This is a genomic window from Vreelandella sp. 21 (genome assembly GCF_050995515.1).
GTDB lineage: Bacteria > Pseudomonadota > Gammaproteobacteria > Pseudomonadales > Halomonadaceae > Vreelandella > Vreelandella alkaliphila.
Genome location: NZ_CP194673.1, coordinates 3,040,185 through 3,057,428, shown reverse-complemented (window position 1 = coordinate 3,057,428; position 17,244 = coordinate 3,040,185). Strand labels below are relative to the sequence as shown.

The 17,244-nt window shown below is 52.3% G+C and carries 14 protein-coding genes; 9 read left to right on the top strand and 5 right to left on the bottom strand.

Annotation, left to right across the window (positions count from 1 at the left end):
- The first annotated feature begins 162 nt into the window (after positions 1 to 162).
- The 3 genes from ACN06F_RS14085 (at position 163) to ACN06F_RS14075 (ending at position 5,117) form a co-directional block, all read left to right on the top strand.
- Positions 163 to 2,346, top strand: coding sequence for an OsmC domain/YcaO domain-containing protein (locus ACN06F_RS14085; protein WP_433924129.1), 2,184 nt, complete (start codon positions 163 to 165; stop codon positions 2,344 to 2,346).
- Between the two features lie 257 nt (positions 2,347 to 2,603).
- Positions 2,604 to 4,067, top strand: a complete 1,464-nt coding sequence (locus ACN06F_RS14080; RefSeq protein WP_038477791.1) for an alanine/glycine:cation symporter family protein — start codon at positions 2,604 to 2,606, stop codon at positions 4,065 to 4,067.
- Positions 4,068 to 4,106: 39 nt separating this feature from the next.
- A complete protein-coding gene (locus tag ACN06F_RS14075) occupies positions 4,107 to 5,117 on the top strand; it encodes a type I asparaginase (protein WP_038477788.1) in 1,011 nt (336 codons plus the stop codon).
- A gap of 11 nt (positions 5,118 to 5,128) precedes the next feature.
- On the opposite strand, the gene ACN06F_RS14070 is transcribed toward ACN06F_RS14075, so the two are convergent.
- The 5 genes from ACN06F_RS14070 to ACN06F_RS14050 form a co-directional block, all read right to left on the bottom strand.
- Positions 5,129 to 6,361, bottom strand: coding sequence for a DUF3422 domain-containing protein (locus tag ACN06F_RS14070; protein WP_038477785.1), 1,233 nt, complete (start codon positions 6,359 to 6,361; stop codon positions 5,129 to 5,131).
- 130 nt (positions 6,362 to 6,491) lie between these two features.
- The gene (locus ACN06F_RS14065) at positions 6,492 to 7,721 is read right to left on the bottom strand and encodes a nucleoside recognition domain-containing protein (protein WP_433924128.1); all 1,230 of its coding nucleotides are present in this window, start codon (positions 7,719 to 7,721) and stop codon (positions 6,492 to 6,494) included.
- Between the two features lie 130 nt (positions 7,722 to 7,851).
- Positions 7,852 to 8,784, bottom strand: coding sequence for a lysine exporter LysO family protein (locus ACN06F_RS14060; RefSeq protein ID WP_433924127.1), 933 nt, complete (start codon positions 8,782 to 8,784; stop codon positions 7,852 to 7,854).
- Complete coding sequence (locus ACN06F_RS14055) at positions 8,785 to 9,519, bottom strand: hypothetical protein (protein WP_095604022.1); 735 nt, start codon at positions 9,517 to 9,519, stop codon at positions 8,785 to 8,787.
- A gap of 88 nt (positions 9,520 to 9,607) precedes the next feature.
- Positions 9,608 to 10,543, bottom strand: a complete 936-nt coding sequence (locus ACN06F_RS14050; RefSeq protein ID WP_095604021.1) for a 2-hydroxyacid dehydrogenase — start codon at positions 10,541 to 10,543, stop codon at positions 9,608 to 9,610.
- Between the two features lie 222 nt (positions 10,544 to 10,765).
- On the opposite strand from ACN06F_RS14050, the gene doeA reads away from it, so the two are divergent.
- From doeA to ACN06F_RS14020, 6 genes are all read left to right on the top strand, one after another.
- A complete protein-coding gene (gene doeA, locus ACN06F_RS14045) occupies positions 10,766 to 11,965 on the top strand; it encodes an ectoine hydrolase DoeA (RefSeq protein ID WP_038477771.1) in 1,200 nt (399 codons plus the stop codon).
- Positions 11,966 to 11,992: 27 nt separating this feature from the next.
- A complete protein-coding gene (gene doeB, locus ACN06F_RS14040) occupies positions 11,993 to 13,024 on the top strand; it encodes a N(2)-acetyl-L-2,4-diaminobutanoate deacetylase DoeB (RefSeq protein WP_038477767.1) in 1,032 nt (343 codons plus the stop codon).
- Between the two features lie 8 nt (positions 13,025 to 13,032).
- Positions 13,033 to 13,509 carry an Lrp/AsnC family transcriptional regulator gene (locus tag ACN06F_RS14035; RefSeq protein ID WP_433924126.1) on the top strand — a complete coding sequence of 159 codons (477 nt, stop codon included), beginning with the start codon at positions 13,033 to 13,035 and terminating at the stop codon, positions 13,507 to 13,509.
- A gap of 179 nt (positions 13,510 to 13,688) precedes the next feature.
- Complete coding sequence (locus ACN06F_RS14030; RefSeq protein ID WP_038477761.1) at positions 13,689 to 14,558, top strand: carbon-nitrogen hydrolase family protein; 870 nt, start codon at positions 13,689 to 13,691, stop codon at positions 14,556 to 14,558.
- Between the two features lie 154 nt (positions 14,559 to 14,712).
- Positions 14,713 to 16,185, top strand: a complete 1,473-nt coding sequence (locus ACN06F_RS14025; RefSeq protein WP_038477759.1) for a biotin carboxylase — start codon at positions 14,713 to 14,715, stop codon at positions 16,183 to 16,185.
- Positions 16,186 to 16,241: 56 nt separating this feature from the next.
- Positions 16,242 to 17,225: a C45 family autoproteolytic acyltransferase/hydolase gene (locus ACN06F_RS14020; protein ID WP_038486210.1), complete on the top strand. Its 984-nt coding sequence runs from the start codon at positions 16,242 to 16,244 to the stop codon at positions 17,223 to 17,225.
- Positions 17,226 to 17,244: the final 19 nt, after the last annotated feature.

The window sequence follows — 17,244 nt, the reverse complement described above, 5'->3', positions numbered from 1 at the left end:
CGGTTTCAGCGTTCTCAGTAAGCGTCGGTGCGGCTAATGTGACGCTTCGAGCCTGTCAGTGCAATGCTTCCCAAGACGAAGCGGGTAAAAAACTGGATAATGGCCGCCATCAGCCTATGGCCCCAAGACCTTCAGCACATTTATCTATCCGGATGCCCGCTCATGGAAATCAAAGTTAACTATCTCGACAACCTCCGCTTAGAGGCCAAGTTCGACGATTTTACGGTTATCTCCGACCAGCCGATTCGCTATAAGGGCGATGGCTCGGCACCTGGGCCGTTTGACTACTTCCTGGCGTCGTCTGCCATGTGTGCGGCCTACTTTGTAAAGGTTTACTGCAACGCCCGCGATATTCCTACCGAAAATATTCGCCTGTCACAGAACAACATCGTTGACCCGGAAGACCGCTATAAGCAGATCTTCAAAATCCAGGTCGAGTTGCCGGAAGATATTTCTGAAAAAGATCGCCAGGGTATTCTGCGTTCCATCGATCGCTGCACGGTTAAGAAGGTGGTTCAAACCGGCCCTGATTTCCAGATCGAGACGGTAGAAAACATCGACGAGGACGCCCAGGCACTGCTGATGGGAGCGCCGGAGGGCAGTGCTACTTATATTCCAGGCAAAGACCTGCCATTAGAACAAACCATCGCCAATATGAGCGCGATGCTGGCTGACCTGGGCATGAAGATCGAGATCGCCTCCTGGCGCAATATCGTGCCCCACGTCTGGTCACTGCATATTCGCGATGCGGCTTCACCGATGTGTTTCACCAATGGCAAAGGGGCTACCAAAGAGAGCGCCCTGTGTTCGGCGCTGGGCGAATTTATTGAGCGCTTAAGCTGTAACTTCTTCTATAACGATCAGTACTTTGGTGAAGAGATTGCCAACAGCGATTTTGTTCACTACCCCAATGAAAAGTGGTTCAAGCCGGGGCCTAATGATGAACTTCCCGCAGAAATTCTCGACGACCATTGTCGCGATATTTATAACCCTGAAGGCGAGCTGTGTGGCTCGCATCTGATCGATACCAACTCGGGGCGTGAAGACCGCGGTATCGTCTCGTTGCCCTTTGTGCGCCAGTCCGACGGCGAAACGGTCTACTTCCCCTCCAATCTGATCGAAAACCTGTTCCTCAGTAACGGTATGAGCGCGGGCAATACCCTGGTAGAAGCCCAGGTGCAGTGCCTGTCGGAAATTTTCGAGCGGGCGGTGAAGCGCGAAATCCTCGAACAGGAGTTAGCTCTGCCGGATGTACCGCAGGACATGCTAGCCAAGTATCCAAGTATCGTAGAAGGCATTAACGCCCTGGAAGCCCAAGGGTTCCCGGTGTTGGTCAAAGATGCCTCTATGGGCGGGCAGTTCCCGGTGATGTGCGTCACCTTAATGAACCCGCGTACCGGCGGCGTATTTGCTTCATTTGGCGCGCACCCGAGCTTTGAAGTGGCGCTGGAGCGCAGCCTAACTGAGCTTCTGCAGGGGCGCAGTTTCGAAGGATTAAACGATCTGCCACTGCCGACGTTTAACTCGCAAACCGTTTCTGAACCCAACAATTTTGTTGAGCACTTTATCGACTCGGTGGGCGTCGTTTCCTGGCGCTTCTTTAGTGCCAAGCCCGATTTTGAATTCAGTGAATGGGATTTCTCTGGCAGCAATGAGGAAGAGGCCGAGACGCTGTTTGGCATTTTTGAGGAGCTGGGCGCTGAAGTGTACATGGCGGTCCACGAAGACCTGGGCGCACCCGTCTGTCGCATTCTGGTACCGGGTTACTCAGAGGTGTACCCCATTGAAGATTTAATCTGGGATAACACCAATAAAGCGTTGGACTACCGGGAAGATATTCTCAATTTACACCGCTTGGATGACGACCAGCTCACCGACCTAGTCGAGCGGCTGGAAGAGAGCCAGATGGATGACCACGCCGATATCATCACGCTGATCGGTATCGAGTTTGATGAGAACACTGTGTGGGGGCAGCTAACGATTCTAGAGCTCAAGCTGCTGGTTTACCTCGCGCTGCAACGCCATGAAGAGGCGCTGGACTGCGTGCAGATGTTCCTGCAGTACAACGACAACACCGTCGAGCGCGGCCTGTTCTACCAGGCGGTAAACGCGGTGCTGGAAATTGTGTTGGATGATGAACTGGAGCTTGAAAATTATCTGCATAACTTCCAGCGCATGTTCGGCGAAGCGACCATGGCGGCTGTCGTAGGGTCGGTAAGTGGCGAAGTACGCTTCCACGGCCTAACGCCGACTAACATGCAGTTAGAAGGTCTGGAGCGCCACCAGCGCTTGATCGAAAGCTATAAGAAGCTCCATGCGGCGCGAGCGGCGAAAGCGATTAAGTAACAAGCGAGCCTCTATCGGGGTGTGTCAATATAGACTTGAACGAACGGTGCGCAGCCTTAAAAGGCGCGCACCGTTCTTATGTGATGCACTCTGGTGCAGCCGCTGATGCAGTGAGTGCACACAACTGCATCGCTGCGCCAAATTTAATTCCTCCCCATGCTTGGTAAAACGTTCTCCGCGGCGCGGTTTTAAGAAGCGCGAAATAAAACGACGCGAATTCCAACATAACGCTAATACAAGAACGCGGAGAAAATCACATGCTTGATATGCTCAATGAGCTCCTCTGGGGAAAGGTACTGCTAGTGCTGCTAGTAGGCGTTGGCATCGGTTTTACCGTTGCTTCCCGCTTTGTGCAGTTTCGTTATTTCGGCCAAATGTTTCGCATCCTGGGGTCGGGTCAGGCCTTTAAGCGTAATAAACACGGCCACTTAAGTTCGTTTCAGGCACTTGTTCTATCAGTGGCAGGGCGCGTGGGTGGCGGTAATATTGCCGGCGTAGCGGTCGCGATTACGCTAGGTGGCCCAGGGGCTATTTTCTGGATGTGGCTGGTGGGCCTGATGGGTATGGCGACTAGCTTTTTAGAATGTACCCTCGCGCAGACCTACAAAGAAGCGGAAGGCGATGGCACTTATCGCGGTGGCCCGGCGTATTACATTGTTAAAGGATTAGGTAAACAGTGGCGTTGGCTGGCAGCGTTTTACTCGGTGCTATTGCTGTTAACCTTTGGTTTTGCCTTTACCGCACTGCAATCTTATGCGGTAGCGACCTCGTTTGGCGACGCCTTCGGTGTGCCGGTGCTTTACAGCGGCATTGCCCTGGCCATGCTGGTCGGGCTGATTATTTTTGGTGGCATCAAGCGTATTGCGCGTATCTCAGAGTATCTAGTGCCTTTTATGGCGGTCAGCTATATCGCCATTGCGCTGTTGGTCATCGCCATGAACATTGGTGAAATTCCCGGCGTTATAACGCTAATCGTAAAAAGTGCGTTCGGCCTTGAGCCGCTGATTGGTGGCGGTATTGGTGCGGCCATTATGATGGGCTTGAAGCGTGGCCTGTTTTCTAACGAAGCGGGTCTGGGCAGTGCGCCTAATGTGGCGGCGGTTGCTTACGTACCGCACCCAGCTAACCAAGGTATCGTGCAGGCGTTTTCGGTGTTTATCGATACCGTGATTATCTGCTCGGCCACGGCGTTTTTGATTCTGCTCAGCGGTGTGTACGACCCGGCCGCAGGTGCTGGCGTTGAAGGTATCGCCCTCACCCAAGCGGCGCTTGCCGATCATGTAGGCGAATGGGGTCGCACCTTTGTTAGCCTCGCGCTGCTGTTGTTTGCGTTCAGTACTATTTTGTACAACTACTACCTAGGCGAGAACAGCCTCAACTTCTTTAGCCGCGATAACCAGAATCTGTTTAACGCTTTCCGGGTCGCCATTGTGTTGCTGGTGTGCTGGGGCGCGACCACAGATCTTGGCACTGTGTTCGGATTTGCCGATGTCACCATGGGCCTTCTGGCGGTGGTTAACCTCGTGGCACTGATTCTGTTGTTCAAGTGCGGCCTACGCATTCTTAACGATTACGATAGCCAGCGTCGCCAGGGCATCAAGCAGCCAATTTTCGATGCCAATCAACACCCAGATCTTGAGCTAGATCCGAAAGCCTGGGAGCTAGAGCCTGAAGAGGCCGAAGCGTTAAAGCAGCGTCTAGAAAGCGCGCCTGCTAAGTAAGCCCCCGTATGCACTAACGCTATTAGATAAGGAGAGACTATGCCCCGCGTACTCATGCTCTACACCGGCGGTACCATTGGTATGCAGCCATCGCCACATGGGTATGTGCCTTGCGCGGGGCTGGCCGAGCGCTTAACCGCGCACTTAGCGATGGGCGATGCCGACAGGCTACCATCGTTTGATGTGCTGGAAATGCAGCCTCTCATTGATAGTGCCGAGCTAATGCCCGACGCCTGGAACCGTTTAGTGGCACAGTTAGAAAGCCACTGGCAAACATACGATGGGTTTGTGGTGCTACACGGTACCGATACCATGGCGTATAGCGCCGCTGCGTTGTCGTTTATGCTCGGCGCGCTCAACAAGCCGGTGATCTTCACTGGCGCTCAAATTCCTTTGGGGGAGCCCCGTAGCGATGCACTGAATAATCTCGTCAGTGCACTGCAACTGGTGGCTAACTCCGCAACACCTTGTGAAGTGAGTCTGGTCTTTCACGATCGACTTTTGCGCGGTAATCGCGCGCGCAAGGTGCGCACCCAGGGGTTAGATGCCTTCGACTCTCCCAATTTTCCTTGGCTTGCCGAGCTTGGCATCGCCATATCTTACCCTCAGCCCTCTGCGTTGCTGAGCGGACGGCCTGACTTTTCCCCCATTGAGGTAGATGATGAGGCGGTTGCGATATTGCCACTCTATCCTGGTATGTCGCTACGTCGCGCCAAGGCGTTGCTGGCCGATGAACGCTTAAAAGGTTTGATTCTGCATAGCTACGGCGTGGGCAACCCGCCTAGTTTTGAAGGCGAGCTGTTAACGGCGTTAACGGCTGCAAATGAACGAGGGGTCGCACTGCTTAACGTGACTCAGTGCGCCCAAGGGGAAGTCGTACAGGGAGCCTACGCTACCGGCGCGGCGCTGAACCAAGCCGGTGTGATTGCAGGAGGTGATATCACCCTAGAGGCCGCCGTTGCAAAGCTCACGGTGCTGCTAGGTCGTGGAATGAGCGGCCCTGCACTGCGCAGGGCACTTAGCGGCTCACTACGGGGCGAGTGCAGCTAACGACTTGCCTACTAGTGCTTTTTAACCTTCCAAATTCGCCACGTTAAGATGGCTATAATAAGCGCACTCAGTGGCGCTATAACGGAGGCAGCAACGTTGGGTTCGATATCGACACCGAGTGCTCTTAAGCTTTCCAGCCCTAATTTCATTAAGCTAAAAATGTAGTAGCTGATGACGATGATCGAGAGGCCTTCAACGGCCTTTTGGATTTTTAGCTGGCTGCTCGCACGGGCATCTAAACTCTGCAAAATTTTGTAGTTTTGCCTCTCGATTTCGACCTGGGTGCGGGTACGCAACAAGTCGTTTAAGCGTGTAGCGCTGGTGGCCAGCGTTTCTACGCGGCGATTCATGGCATCGCAGTAACGCACGGCAGGCTCAAAACGCCGCAAAATAAACATGCCAAGCCGAGGATAATTACCGATACGCTCCTCGCGTAGCTCATTGATGCGTGCCAACACGATGTTGGCATAGGCATCGGTCGCGCTAAAGCGTTGACGTGTTTGTACTCCGCAGCGTTCGAGTTTTGCCGAGAGCAGTGTCAAGGCGTTGAGCAACGGTTCGGCTGGTGAGGTGTGCTGTTCGGCGTGTTGATGAGAGAGCGCAGACAGCTCCGTTTCATAGTGTTGTAGCTCACGGCTGAGTGCTTTGGCTTCCGGTAGCGCCAGCATTGCCATTATGCGGTAAGTCTCAATATCAAATAAGCGTCTTGCCATCCTGCCTAGTCGATAGCTATCCAGATTATCGTTAACCATTAGCAATCGGTTTCTTTGTTGATCATCCAGGTTGAAGTCGCTCCAAACCGTGGCATCTCCGCCGCCTACCTGTGAACCCGCTGGCTGATCTAATCCATAGGCCTCCACGCTACCTGCCCATCGATTAGCCGTTTCCACGCGCAATACGCTGGCGCTGATTATTTTATCGGCAACATCCGCGAGCAAACGGGCTAAAAAAGTAGGTGGTGTTGGCCAAATGCGAGGGTTGCTGTTGTTGTCGTGCTTAATGGTCAGCGTAAAAAACTCGGTGTGCCGCTCCCACTTTACTAAGCAACCCTGGCAACTGACTATTTGCTGAACCTGATCGGGCGTGACAGCGACCTCTGTCAGCTCTGCTAGGCGATTAAGCAACGTCGTAACGTCATCGCCTTCAAGCGTAAAAGCGTAGTGATGAAGACAAGCAGGCCCTTCAAAATAGATGGGAGGCCGCGCGTGAAGCTCGTTATGTAATGCCGTGTGTTGAGCATGCATGAAACAAATTACCTGATCTATTGTTGTTACGAGTGTTGTAAAGAGAGTTGTAAAGAGTGTCGTTAAGAGCGTTGTGACGAATGTTGTTATGAATAACCAGTTTGTTGGCTAACCTAGTTGCCAAGCGGCGTTAGCCAAAGAACCAATAGCAGACAGTGATGGCAGTAATAATGCCCGCAGCGTCAGCGATGAGCGCGCAGCCCAGGCCATGGCGAATACGGGTAACGCCGACCGCGCCAAAATAGACCGCTAGCACGTAGAAGGTCGTCTCGGTGCTGCCTTGCAGGGTGGCGGCCAGCAGGCCAGGAAAGCTATCGACGCCAAAGTTGTTCATTGTCTCAATCATCATGGCTCGCGAGCCGCTACCAGAAAGCGGTTTTACAAAGGCGGTAGGCAGCGCATCTACAAAGCGAGTGTCCCAGCCAATCCCTTCCACTAACCAGCGAATGCCACTGAGCCCTGCGTCCAGAACGCCGCTGGCACGCAGTACGCCAACTGCCACCAGCATGGCAATAAGATACGGCAGTAGGGTGACGGTAAAATTGACACCTTCTTTTGCCCCTTCAATAAAGGCGTCATACACCCTGACACCACGCAGTGCGCCGACCACTAAAAACATCATGACAATAGTGAATAACGTTAGGTTACCCACCAGTGTTGAAGCAGCCGCCAATGCCTGGGCCGACATGCCCGCCAGCGTGGTGATTAATAGCCCTAAGGCAAGCGCTGCAGCGACCAAATAGGCCAGCACCACGGGTTGCCAGAGCTTTAAGCGCTGTACGAGTGCAACCGCGAGTAGCCCTGCCAGGCTGGAGGCGCTGGTAGCCAGCAGAATCGGTAGAAAGACCAGGGTAGGCTCTGCCGCGCCTTGCTGAGCACGATAAATGAAGATCGTGACAGGTAGCAGCGTCAGTGATGAGGTATTGAGTACTAAAAACAGGATTTGTGCGTTGCTGGCAGTATCGCGGCTCGGGTTAAGACTTTGAAGCGATTGCATGGCTTTAATGCCAATCGGTGTCGCAGCGTTATCTAAGCCTAGAATGTTAGCCGCAAAGTTCATGCTAATTAGCCCCATGGCAGGGTGGCCCCGGGGCACTTCTGGCATTAGGCGGGAAAACAGTGGGTCAAGCACGCGGCCTAGTAAGCGAATCATGCCTGCCTTTTCGGCAATTGAAAGAAAGCCTAACCAAAGCGTCATCGTGCCTAGCAGCACTAAAATAATATCCACGCTGACGCTTGCCATATCGAACAGCGATTGCACTAAGCGAGCAAAAACCTCGCTATCACCACCGACTAACCACTGCCATAAAGACGCTGCAAACGCAGCAATGAAAAAGCTTAACCAAATTCCGTTTAGCATGGTAGGCAGTCATCCTGGGCAGTGAAGCAGTTGTGTTTTAACTGCGCGTACACTCCTAACTAAGCGTGCGCAAAAGGGTGCGTAGTTACAAATAACGCTGCTTATCCTACCCAATGATTGCCTGCAATCGCTAACCCGACAGCGAAAGAAAAAACAGAATCAGTGGTGGAGAGAGTAGTGACAGGATAAATCCGCTGACCACTGCAATCGGGACACAGGCCACACCGCCGTGCTGCTGGATCACCGGCAAGGTAAAGTCCATCGACGTCGCGCCGCCATAGCCAATGGCTAGCGCGGTGTGGCGGTGGATAACGAGCGGAATCAGAATAAATGCCAGCAGTTCGCGCGTTAGGTCGTTGAAAAACGCCACGCCACCCATTAACGGACCAAGTTGGTCGCCAATCAAAATAGCCGAAAGCGAATACCAGCCAAAGCCAGATGCCATGGCTAAGCCTTCATTCCAACTAAGTGAGAGTAGCGGGGCGGCTAAAAAGCCAGCCAACAGTGAGCTCAGTGCAAGGGTGACCGCGATGGCAAGCCCTAGGCGATTGAGCAAAATTTGTTTAAGTGGCATGCCAGAATTGCGTAGCTGGCAGCCAATCAGCATCAATAGTGCGTATAGCACCCATTCCGCCAGCCAGTCGGCGGTGGTAAACAGCGCTTCCCCAATAAGCGGGCCGAGCAGTAGCCCAACCGCTACACCACCTGCCACCACGCCTACCAACATTAGCGAGCCTTGCATGGCGGCGAGTTTGCTGGTAGGGGCATTTTCCACCACCGGTGAACCACCGGCCTTCAAAGCCACTCGACGTGATAGCCACCATAGGGCGCCTAAGTTGAGCACCGTGGTAATGCTAAACAGCAGTAGCGCGTTACCGCCTAATCTTGAAAGTTGGCTGCCCAGGTTTTCAAGACCCGCAAGGCTGACCCCCATAAATAATAGAATCAAGTAAACCGAGCCATTAACGGCTCGATTGATGAGGTTCAGTAAGCGGGTAGAACGAACGTGCACTAAGTAGCCTAACAAGAGAGGCAATAAGACAATCAGTAATCCAGAAAGCATTTAAGGTGCGTTACCCCCAGCGGGGTTGAATTGAGTCATGGTGAGATACGTCTGACGACGCCCCTCTTTTCGATATTCTGCCGAGAGGATCAGTCCTGGCCAATCTGGGTGAAAATTAATGTGTAGATATCGGTCGGGCTTTTCTTTATCAATCAGCGTGACGCGCGTGGCTTCGAACTCACCGGCGGGAATGGTAATGGTGTTGGGCTCGTTGATATTCTGTTGATCGACATAGTACTGAAAGTGTTCGTCGCGTCCGCGGTGATCAACAAACTCGATATCACAGGGGGTGCTTACCATGCAGTCTTCATGACCCGCTCGTCGGGAAAGGTCAAATAGAGCGGCCTGGCGATCAAGCGAGCTAATATCACTTTCGTTGAGTTGGTAACTGTCGCCTATACCCAGTAGTGAATAACTACTGTTATAGAGCAAAGAGCGAGTCGAGGTATCGTCTATCGAAAAGCGACTACGCTCCTCACCTCGGGCAATCGCGACTGCAAAATTCATATCACTTAACCAGTGAAGCCCTTCATTACTGAGCGTATGGGTAATAGTTGCGCCGGGCCAGCCGCGTATTTCTAAACGGTATTGAGCCTGGAAGGGGTGTGGGGCCTGCAGAGTTTGCTCATCTTGTGGAGTATCTGCTGTTGCTAAGCCGCACAGGGAAAACAGGCAAGCGCCCAATATTGCGCTCGCAGACTTAGGGTGTCTGATGCCTCTTGTAACATAACGCAAAGGCCCTTCCTCCTTCTCGAGTGTTTTCCTAAGAGCCTTTAGCTAGCGCTTGGTTCCCCGTGCAGTATAGCGTGCGTATGGCTAAGCGTCAGTAGCCTGCTTCTGGGCTAATCGTTGCTAACGATTCACCCGCTTCAAATGCCTCAATATACGCAATGACTTGATCAATGGCGTCATTAAGTGGTGTAGGCGCTGCCATGTGAGGCGTTACTAACACGCTTGGGTGTTGCCAAAGGGGGTGGTTGGTTGGAAGAGGCTCTTCACAGAAAACGTCTAGCAGGGCACCACGCAGATGTCCTGGCTTATTCGTTTCACCGAGCGCATCTAGCAACGCCTGTTCATCGATTAGGCTGCCGCGACCGGGGTTAATAACACTGGCACCTTCGGGTAATTTCGCTAGCCGTTCGGCGTTAAGAATGCCTTCAGTGGCGGCGGTGTCTGGCAAAATAGTGACTAAGCTCTGCACTTGGCCAAGCAGTTCATCAAGCCCTTTATCGCCATGCAGGCAGCGTACGCCGCTAATTTCTTTAGGTGAGCGGCTCCAGCCAAGTACGGGGAATCCTGCTTGCGACAAGTGAGTGGCTACATAACTGCCGATTGCGCCAAGGCCTAATACGCCAACTGGCCACTGTGTTTTTTCAGGCACGGCTTGGGGTTTCCAAGTAGCGCTCTGCTGTTGAGTGGCGTAGCGATCCATGCTGCGGTAGAAGTGCAGTACGCCATATAGCACGTAATCTGCCATGAGTTCGCCCATGCCAGCATCACGTAATTTCACGATAGGAACATCGCTTGGAAGGCCGGGTGTTTTCAGTAAGTAATCAACACCCGCACCCAGGTTAATAATGCCTTTGAGCTGGCTTTGCTCCTGCAGTAAATGCTCTGGGGCTTTCCAAACGGCAAGGTAGTCGGCGTTTTTTCGTTCATCTTCAGGTGCGTCACTTGTCAATACAGTGGCCTGGGGTAACGCTTTTTCAAGTGCGGCTTGCCATTGGGCTGAATCATCAATATGGATGACTACTTTCATTTTTCCTCCTGACTACATGTTAACTATGGTTACGCTATCACGGCTTGCCACAATTTTTGTCATAAAGGCTTTGACCGGCAACCAAGGGTCGGTGCTAGTATCGCCCTAAGACGACATTGGCAGGCCTACTGCGGGGGTGGCCAGGTCGATCCTGTGGCCCAGCGTACCTAACTTACAATAGATGGCGCTGGTTCTTAGTGATCTTTGATGGCGAGTTGCCCGATGACTGAGGTTTCCCTGCCTTTCACGCGTGAAGAGTATGCTAATCGCTTGTGGAAGGTGCGTGCAGAAATGGCTGGCCGTGGCATTGACGTGCTGATTGTCAGTGACCCCTCCAACATGGCGTGGTTGACCGGCTACGACGGTTGGTCATTTTATGTTCATCAATGTGTATTGGTGGGCCTTGAAGGCGAACCTGTATGGTTTGGCCGCCGTATGGATGCCAACGGCGCGCTGCGCACCTGCTGGATAGACCCCGATAATATTACCTACTATCCGGATTACTATGTTCAAAATCCGGATATGCATCCGATGGAGTATCTTGCCCAATCGATCATGCCCGACCGCGGTTGGCATACCGGTGTGGTGGGTATGGAGATGGATAACTACTACTTCTCTGCTAAAGCCTATCAAAGCCTTTTACGTGAGCTTCCCCATGCGCGTTTCATGGATGCCAACGCACTCGTGAATTGGTGCCGGGCGATTAAGTCGCCGCAAGAAATAGCTTATATGCGTGTGGCAGCAAAAATTGTTGAAGGTATGCACACGCGTATTTTGGAAGTTATTGAACCCGGGCTGCCAAAAAGTAAGCTGGTGTCGGAAATTTACCGCGTCGGCATCGAGGGATTTGTCGACGAGAATGGCAAGGTGTTTGGCGGCGATTATCCTGCCATTGTACCGATGTTGCCAACCGGTAAAGACGCTGCTGCGCCGCACCTTACCTGGGACGACACGCCATTTCGCAAAGGCGAAGGCACGTTCTTCGAAATTGCTGGTGTATTCAAGCGCTACCACGCGCCGATGTCGCGCACCGTATTTTTAGGTACGCCGCCAACAGACTTTATTCGTGCTGAATCTGCCTTGTTGGAAGGCATTGAGAGTGGGTTGGCCGTGGCTAAGCCGGGCAATCGTACGGCGGATATTGCCATGGCACTGGGTGCGGCGATGGATAAGTACGGTTTTGACCGTGGTGGCGCACGCTGTGGTTACCCGATTGGTATCTCGTACCCGCCGGATTGGGGCGAGCGCACGATGAGCTTACGCCCCTCAGACGAAACTATTCTTCAGCCCGGAATGACATTTCACTTCATGCCTGGCCTCTGGGTAGAAGACTGGGGGCTGGAAATTACCGAAAGCATTCTGATTACTGAAAATGGCTGTGAAACCCTGGCCAATTTTCCGCGCCAGCTGTTTGTTAAGTAGCTGTCTATACAATACAAGGGACATACAATGACGCTTCAACCGAACCAACTGCGGCCTAGCCCTATTTCCGCCACCGTTGATTTCGACGCCGATGGCGTACAGCACGGTTTTTTAAAACTGCCGATTTCCACCGATGAGTCTGCCTGGGGCGCGGTGATGATACCTATTACCGTGGTTAAAAATGGCGAAGGCCCCACAGCGTTATTAACGGGCGGGAATCATGGCGATGAATACGAAGGCATAACGTCGTTGTTGAAGCTTTCTTCCACGTTGAAAGCGGAAGAGGTGAGTGGGCGAGTAATTATCGTACCGTGTATGAACACGCCAGCAGTCATGGCCGGGAAACGCACGTCGCCGATGGATAAAGGCAACTTGAATCGTAGTTTTCCAGGGGACCCAAACGGCACCGTAACGTCGCAAATCGCTGATTATTTTACCCGTGTATTGGTTCCTATTAGCGATGTAGTACTCGATTTGCACTCTGGTGGCCGCACGCTGGATATTTTGCCGTTCGGCGCTTCTCACGTTTTAGACGATAAGTCTCAACAGCAGGCTGCGTTGGAAGGCGCTAAAGCGTTCGGCGCTCCCTACGCGATGGTGATGTTTGAGCTAGATGCAGAAAAGCTGTTCGATACTGCCTGTGAGCGCCAAGGTAAAGTATTTGTGGCCACTGAACTTGGCGGCGGCGGTACGTCCACGCCGCAAAGCATTGCTATTGCTGAGCGCGGTGTGCGCAATTTTTTGATCCATTACGGTTTGGTGCAAGGCAAAGTGGAAATGCCTGAGGGCGGGCAAATGTACCTCGATATGCCAGATGCCAGCTGCTACGTGCAAAGCCAGCACTCTGGGGTGTTAGAGCTGTTGGTGGCGTTGGGTGATAGCGTGAAAAAAGGCCAAACCATTGCTTATGTTTATGATATGACCCGCAGCGGTACCGCTCCTGTGGCTTACAAAGCGGAACGTGATGGCATCTTAATGGCTCGCCGTGCGCCATCGTTAATCAATATGGGGGACACCCTGGCGGTGATTGCCGATGTTGTTGAACGCCTGGAGGCGTGACAACCAGCATGATGAAATTGGACCGTTATGATTTAAAAATTCTCGATATTCTCTCTCGGGATGGACGAATCACTAAGTCGAAGCTGGCGGAAGCCATCAACCTCTCGGTGAGTCCCTGCTGGGAGCGAGTTAAACGCCTGGAAAAGGCGGGCGTTATCGAAGGATATACCGCGCGCATTAATGCTGATGTATTAGTGCCGCGCAACGCCGTATGGGTGCAGATCGAGCTTAAACAGCACAATGCTGAAAGCTTTACCCGCTTTGAAGCATTAGTCATGCAAACGCCCGATGTCACAGAGTGTGTGGCGGTAGGCGGTGGCGTGGACTATCTAGTGAAGTTTGAGGTGTTTTCCATCGACAGTTATCAACGTTTGATCGATAGTTGGTTGGTCTCGGACGTGGGAATAGAGCGTTACTTCACCTATATCGTGACCAAGTCCGTCAAACGGACTGAGCCAGGTATTGGATCGAACGACTTTTTGTAATGTCGGTCTGTGCAAATTGGATTTAATAAATTCCCTTTGTATTTGATCAACGATATTTCAGCGTTTCATTGGCTTAACATGAAAGTTAATGCCACTCACCACTAGCTTAGTGAAAGACATCCATAGAAGTTAATTTGCTAAGCGGAAACAGTCAGACCGCCTGACGCAGAGAGAAGCTAATGTCATATTTCACCATTGCCGGTGTTCAAATGCATGCCCTGCACCATGGCGACAATACCGAGGCTATGCGCCATCGGATCGATGCGCTAATGAATCGTTTTCCTCAGGTTCAAATGGTGCTGTTCAGCGAATTAATGCCGATGGGAGCTTCACCGCTCCACGCTCAAACGTTGCCCAGCGATACCGAAGCATTTTTTTGCCAACTGGCTGCGCAACATCGCATCTGGTTAATTCCGGGCTCAATGTTCGAGCAAGTAGGCGAGCATACCTACAATACCTTGGTAGTGATTAACCCACTGGGCCAAGTTGTAACGCGTTATCGCAAGATGTTCCCGTTCCGGCCTTACGAAGCCGGCGTCGAGGGCGGCAGTGAATTTGTGGTCTTCGATGTGCCAACGATAGGCCGCTTTGGCGTTTCTATCTGTTATGACATGTGGTTTCCCGAAACGACTCGTACTCTGGCTTCAATGGGGGCCGAAGTCATTCTCCACCCCACTATGACGGATACCATTGACCGAGATATTGAGCTGTCAATTGCCCGCACCAATGCGGCGATCAACCAGTGTTACTTCTTCGATATCAATGGCGCTGGCGCGTTGGGGAACGGCCGCTCTATCGTCGTTGGTCCCTCTGGCGATGTAATCCATCAAGCGGGTATTGGTGAAGAAGTCATACCCATCGAAATTGACCTCAACCGCGTCCGCCGCGAGCGCGAAACAGGGTTACGCGGTTTGGGCCAGCCACTGAAAAGTTTCCGTGATCGTGAAGTCGATTTTTCGCTATACCGTAGCGAAAACGGATCTTCTCCTTTCCTTGACACCTTAGGACCACTTGCTAAACCGGTACGTACCGACCAAGACATTTTTTAGGAGCCTATTTGGCTTGACCCATCATCACGAGAAGAACGGATTTCGCGCCAAGCTGGATGATCAATTTAGGCGAATATCGCGATATTTAGCGAAACTCCTAGGCAGCACTAGTTCAACACGGCCTTCAGTACGTGTCATACAAGGAGCGAAAACAATGAATAAAATAACGTCCATTGCAGATGTTCGTAGATATTTTTTAAACAATAAAGAGCCGGTTTACTTTATTTCTGCGACGAACTTCAATCTTCTGGGTATCGGTGATTGGGTAGGGAGCTTCCGTCATATTAACTATATTGACTGCTTTGAAGGCAAGCAGCGTAATGTCTTCGTGCCTAAACAGAAGTTTCCCCGCGACTTCGAGAGCATTGAAGACATTAATAACTATCTGCTTGAGCACAAAGAAGTCATTGATTTCATTCAATCACGAGCCAATGGCGAAAGCGCAGGGGTGGCATCGTTTTTAATGTTTGATGAGCACACCGAAGAAATTTGTGAGCAGTTGGGCCTGCGGGTTGCCTTCCCTCCCGCCGAACTGCGCAAGCGGATGGATAATAAAATTGAGACGGTGCGTATTGGCAATAAAGCGGGTGTGCCCAGCGTGCCCAACGTGTTGGCCAGGGTAGGCAGTTATCAGGAGCTTCTAGAGGTCAGCGAGTCGCTCGGTAACGATTTAGTGGTACAGACCGCGTTTGGCGATTCTGGACACACCACCTTCTTTATTGCCAGTGAAGAAGACTATTACAAGCATGCTGAAGAGATCGAAGCCGAACCCGAGGTCAAGATCATGAAGCGCATCAACTGTCGCGGCTCGGCGATAGAAGCTTGTGCCACGCGTTGCGGTACGGTCGTTGGCCCGTTGATGACAGAGCTTGTAGGCTTCAAATCCTTGACTCCTTATAAGGGCGGTTGGTGTGGCAACGAAATGTTCGCCGGCGCCTTTAGTCAGGAAGTGCGTGATTTAGCGCGCGAGTACACCTTTAAGTTTGGTGAGGCACTACGCGAAGAGGGCTATCGAGGATATTTTGAACTCGATTTCCTGATTGATATGGATACCAATGAAGTGTATCTGGGTGAACTTAACCCCCGTGTGACCGGAGCAAGCTCTCTGACGAATGTGGCGGCTTTTGCTCATTCTGATATTCCACTGTTCCTGTTTCACCTGCTTGAATTTTCGGATGTCGATTTTGACCTGGACATCAATGATATCAACGAGCGTTGGGCGCATCCTGAAAGTGTCGACAGCTGGAGCCAGCTGGTTATCAAGCATACTGATGAAAGCGTTGACCTGTTAACGCAGGCGCCTACTACCGGCGTATGGCGCATGAATGCTCAGGGCGAAATTGCTTATGATCATTATAGCTATCACCCCCACGCGGCAGAGAACGAGCATGAAGCCTTTTTTCTGCGCATTAGTGGCGCAGGAGACTTCCGGTATGAGGGGGCCGACCTGGGTATTTTGATCACCCGGGGGCGGTTAATGGATGATGACTTCCAACTGAATGAGCGTGCCAAGGCTTGGATAGACGGCATTCGTGGTCAGTACACCGGACAGGCGTTGCAAGATCCAGTGGTGGAGGAAGTTGCCGTCAGCCATGCTATCGGCGGTGGCAACTTCAAAATTCTTTAATCATGGACAGCAACTTTGCTGCAGGCCGAGCACCTGGTGTGGAGCTGGACAAAGCCTTGACGTTTCGCACCGTGCATGAAGAGGTGGCGGGGCCAAAATGGCAGTCGTTGTTCCATTACCACTGGCCTGCCTATGAACCCTGGTATCTGGCCGAAGGCGAGCGTGAGCGTCCCTCTTATCTTGAGTGTCATAACGCCTTACGCAAGCACATGCCCGAATTGCTGGCTACTTACCGTACGTTGTGCGAAGTAGCCGGTGGAGGAGATCTTTCGTCACGGCTACTGAGTTTGTATCGTCCGCCGCCGTATATTACCGGCTGCTCACAGGCGGTACTAGCAAGGCCGACATCAACTGTGCTGGCACGCAACTATGATTACCCGCCGGAGCTATGCGAGGGCTCCATTCTTTACACCCGCTGGAATCAGCGCCGTGTTATCGCCATGTCTGATTGCCTGTGGGGCGTGCTAGACGGGATGAACGATTCAGGGCTTGCTGTTTCTCTGGCCTTTGGTGGGCGCAAGGTGGTGGGGGATGGCTTCGGTGCTCCGATTATTCTTCGCTACATTCTCGAATTCTGCGATACCGTGCCCGAAGCTGCTGCGGTACTTGCGAGAGTGCCTACCCATATGGCCTACAACATTACCGTGGCAGATGCTTCGGGACGTTATGTCACGGCGATGATTGCACCAGATCGCCGCGCCAGCATTCGGCGGGTGGCGGTGGCTACTAATCATCAAAAGAAAATCGAATGGTATGCCCATGCGCTGGCTTCTGAAACCCTGATTCGCGAGCGCCAGCTCTCGATTCTGGTGGACGATGACGCCACCACTGAAGAGCGACTAATTTCGGCTTTTTCCGCTCCTCCTTTGTTTCGCCATGACTATCGGCGTGGCCTGGGCACAGTGTATACCGCGGTATATCGCACCAAGGAAAGGCTTACCCAGTTCCGTTGGCCCGGCAGAGTATTAGACTTGAACTTCGACGAGTTTCCAGAGGAGCAGATTACCGTGCGTTATGGCTCCCGCGGACTGTATGGCTGATTAGCACTATTGCTGAGGC

Bases quoted from the DNA above. Each gene is read 5' to 3' on its own strand.
- ACN06F_RS14085 (WP_433924129.1), top strand. From the start codon at position 163: ATGGAAATCAAAGTTAACTATCTCGACAACCTCCGCTTAGAGGCCAAG.
- ACN06F_RS14080 (WP_038477791.1), top strand. From the start codon at position 2,604: ATGCTTGATATGCTCAATGAGCTCCTCTGGGGAAAGGTACTGCTAGTG.
- ACN06F_RS14075 (WP_038477788.1), top strand. From the start codon at position 4,107: ATGCCCCGCGTACTCATGCTCTACACCGGCGGTACCATTGGTATGCAG.
- ACN06F_RS14070 (WP_038477785.1), bottom strand. From the start codon at position 6,361: ATGCATGCTCAACACACGGCATTACATAACGAGCTTCACGCGCGGCCT.
- ACN06F_RS14065 (WP_433924128.1), bottom strand. From the start codon at position 7,721: ATGCTAAACGGAATTTGGTTAAGCTTTTTCATTGCTGCGTTTGCAGCG.
- ACN06F_RS14060 (WP_433924127.1), bottom strand. From the start codon at position 8,784: ATGCTTTCTGGATTACTGATTGTCTTATTGCCTCTCTTGTTAGGCTAC.
- ACN06F_RS14050 (WP_095604021.1), bottom strand. From the start codon at position 10,543: ATGAAAGTAGTCATCCATATTGATGATTCAGCCCAATGGCAAGCCGCA.
- doeA (WP_038477771.1), top strand. From the start codon at position 10,766: ATGACTGAGGTTTCCCTGCCTTTCACGCGTGAAGAGTATGCTAATCGC.
- doeB (WP_038477767.1), top strand. From the start codon at position 11,993: ATGACGCTTCAACCGAACCAACTGCGGCCTAGCCCTATTTCCGCCACC.
- ACN06F_RS14035 (WP_433924126.1), top strand. From the start codon at position 13,033: ATGATGAAATTGGACCGTTATGATTTAAAAATTCTCGATATTCTCTCT.
- ACN06F_RS14030 (WP_038477761.1), top strand. From the start codon at position 13,689: ATGTCATATTTCACCATTGCCGGTGTTCAAATGCATGCCCTGCACCAT.
- ACN06F_RS14025 (WP_038477759.1), top strand. From the start codon at position 14,713: ATGAATAAAATAACGTCCATTGCAGATGTTCGTAGATATTTTTTAAAC.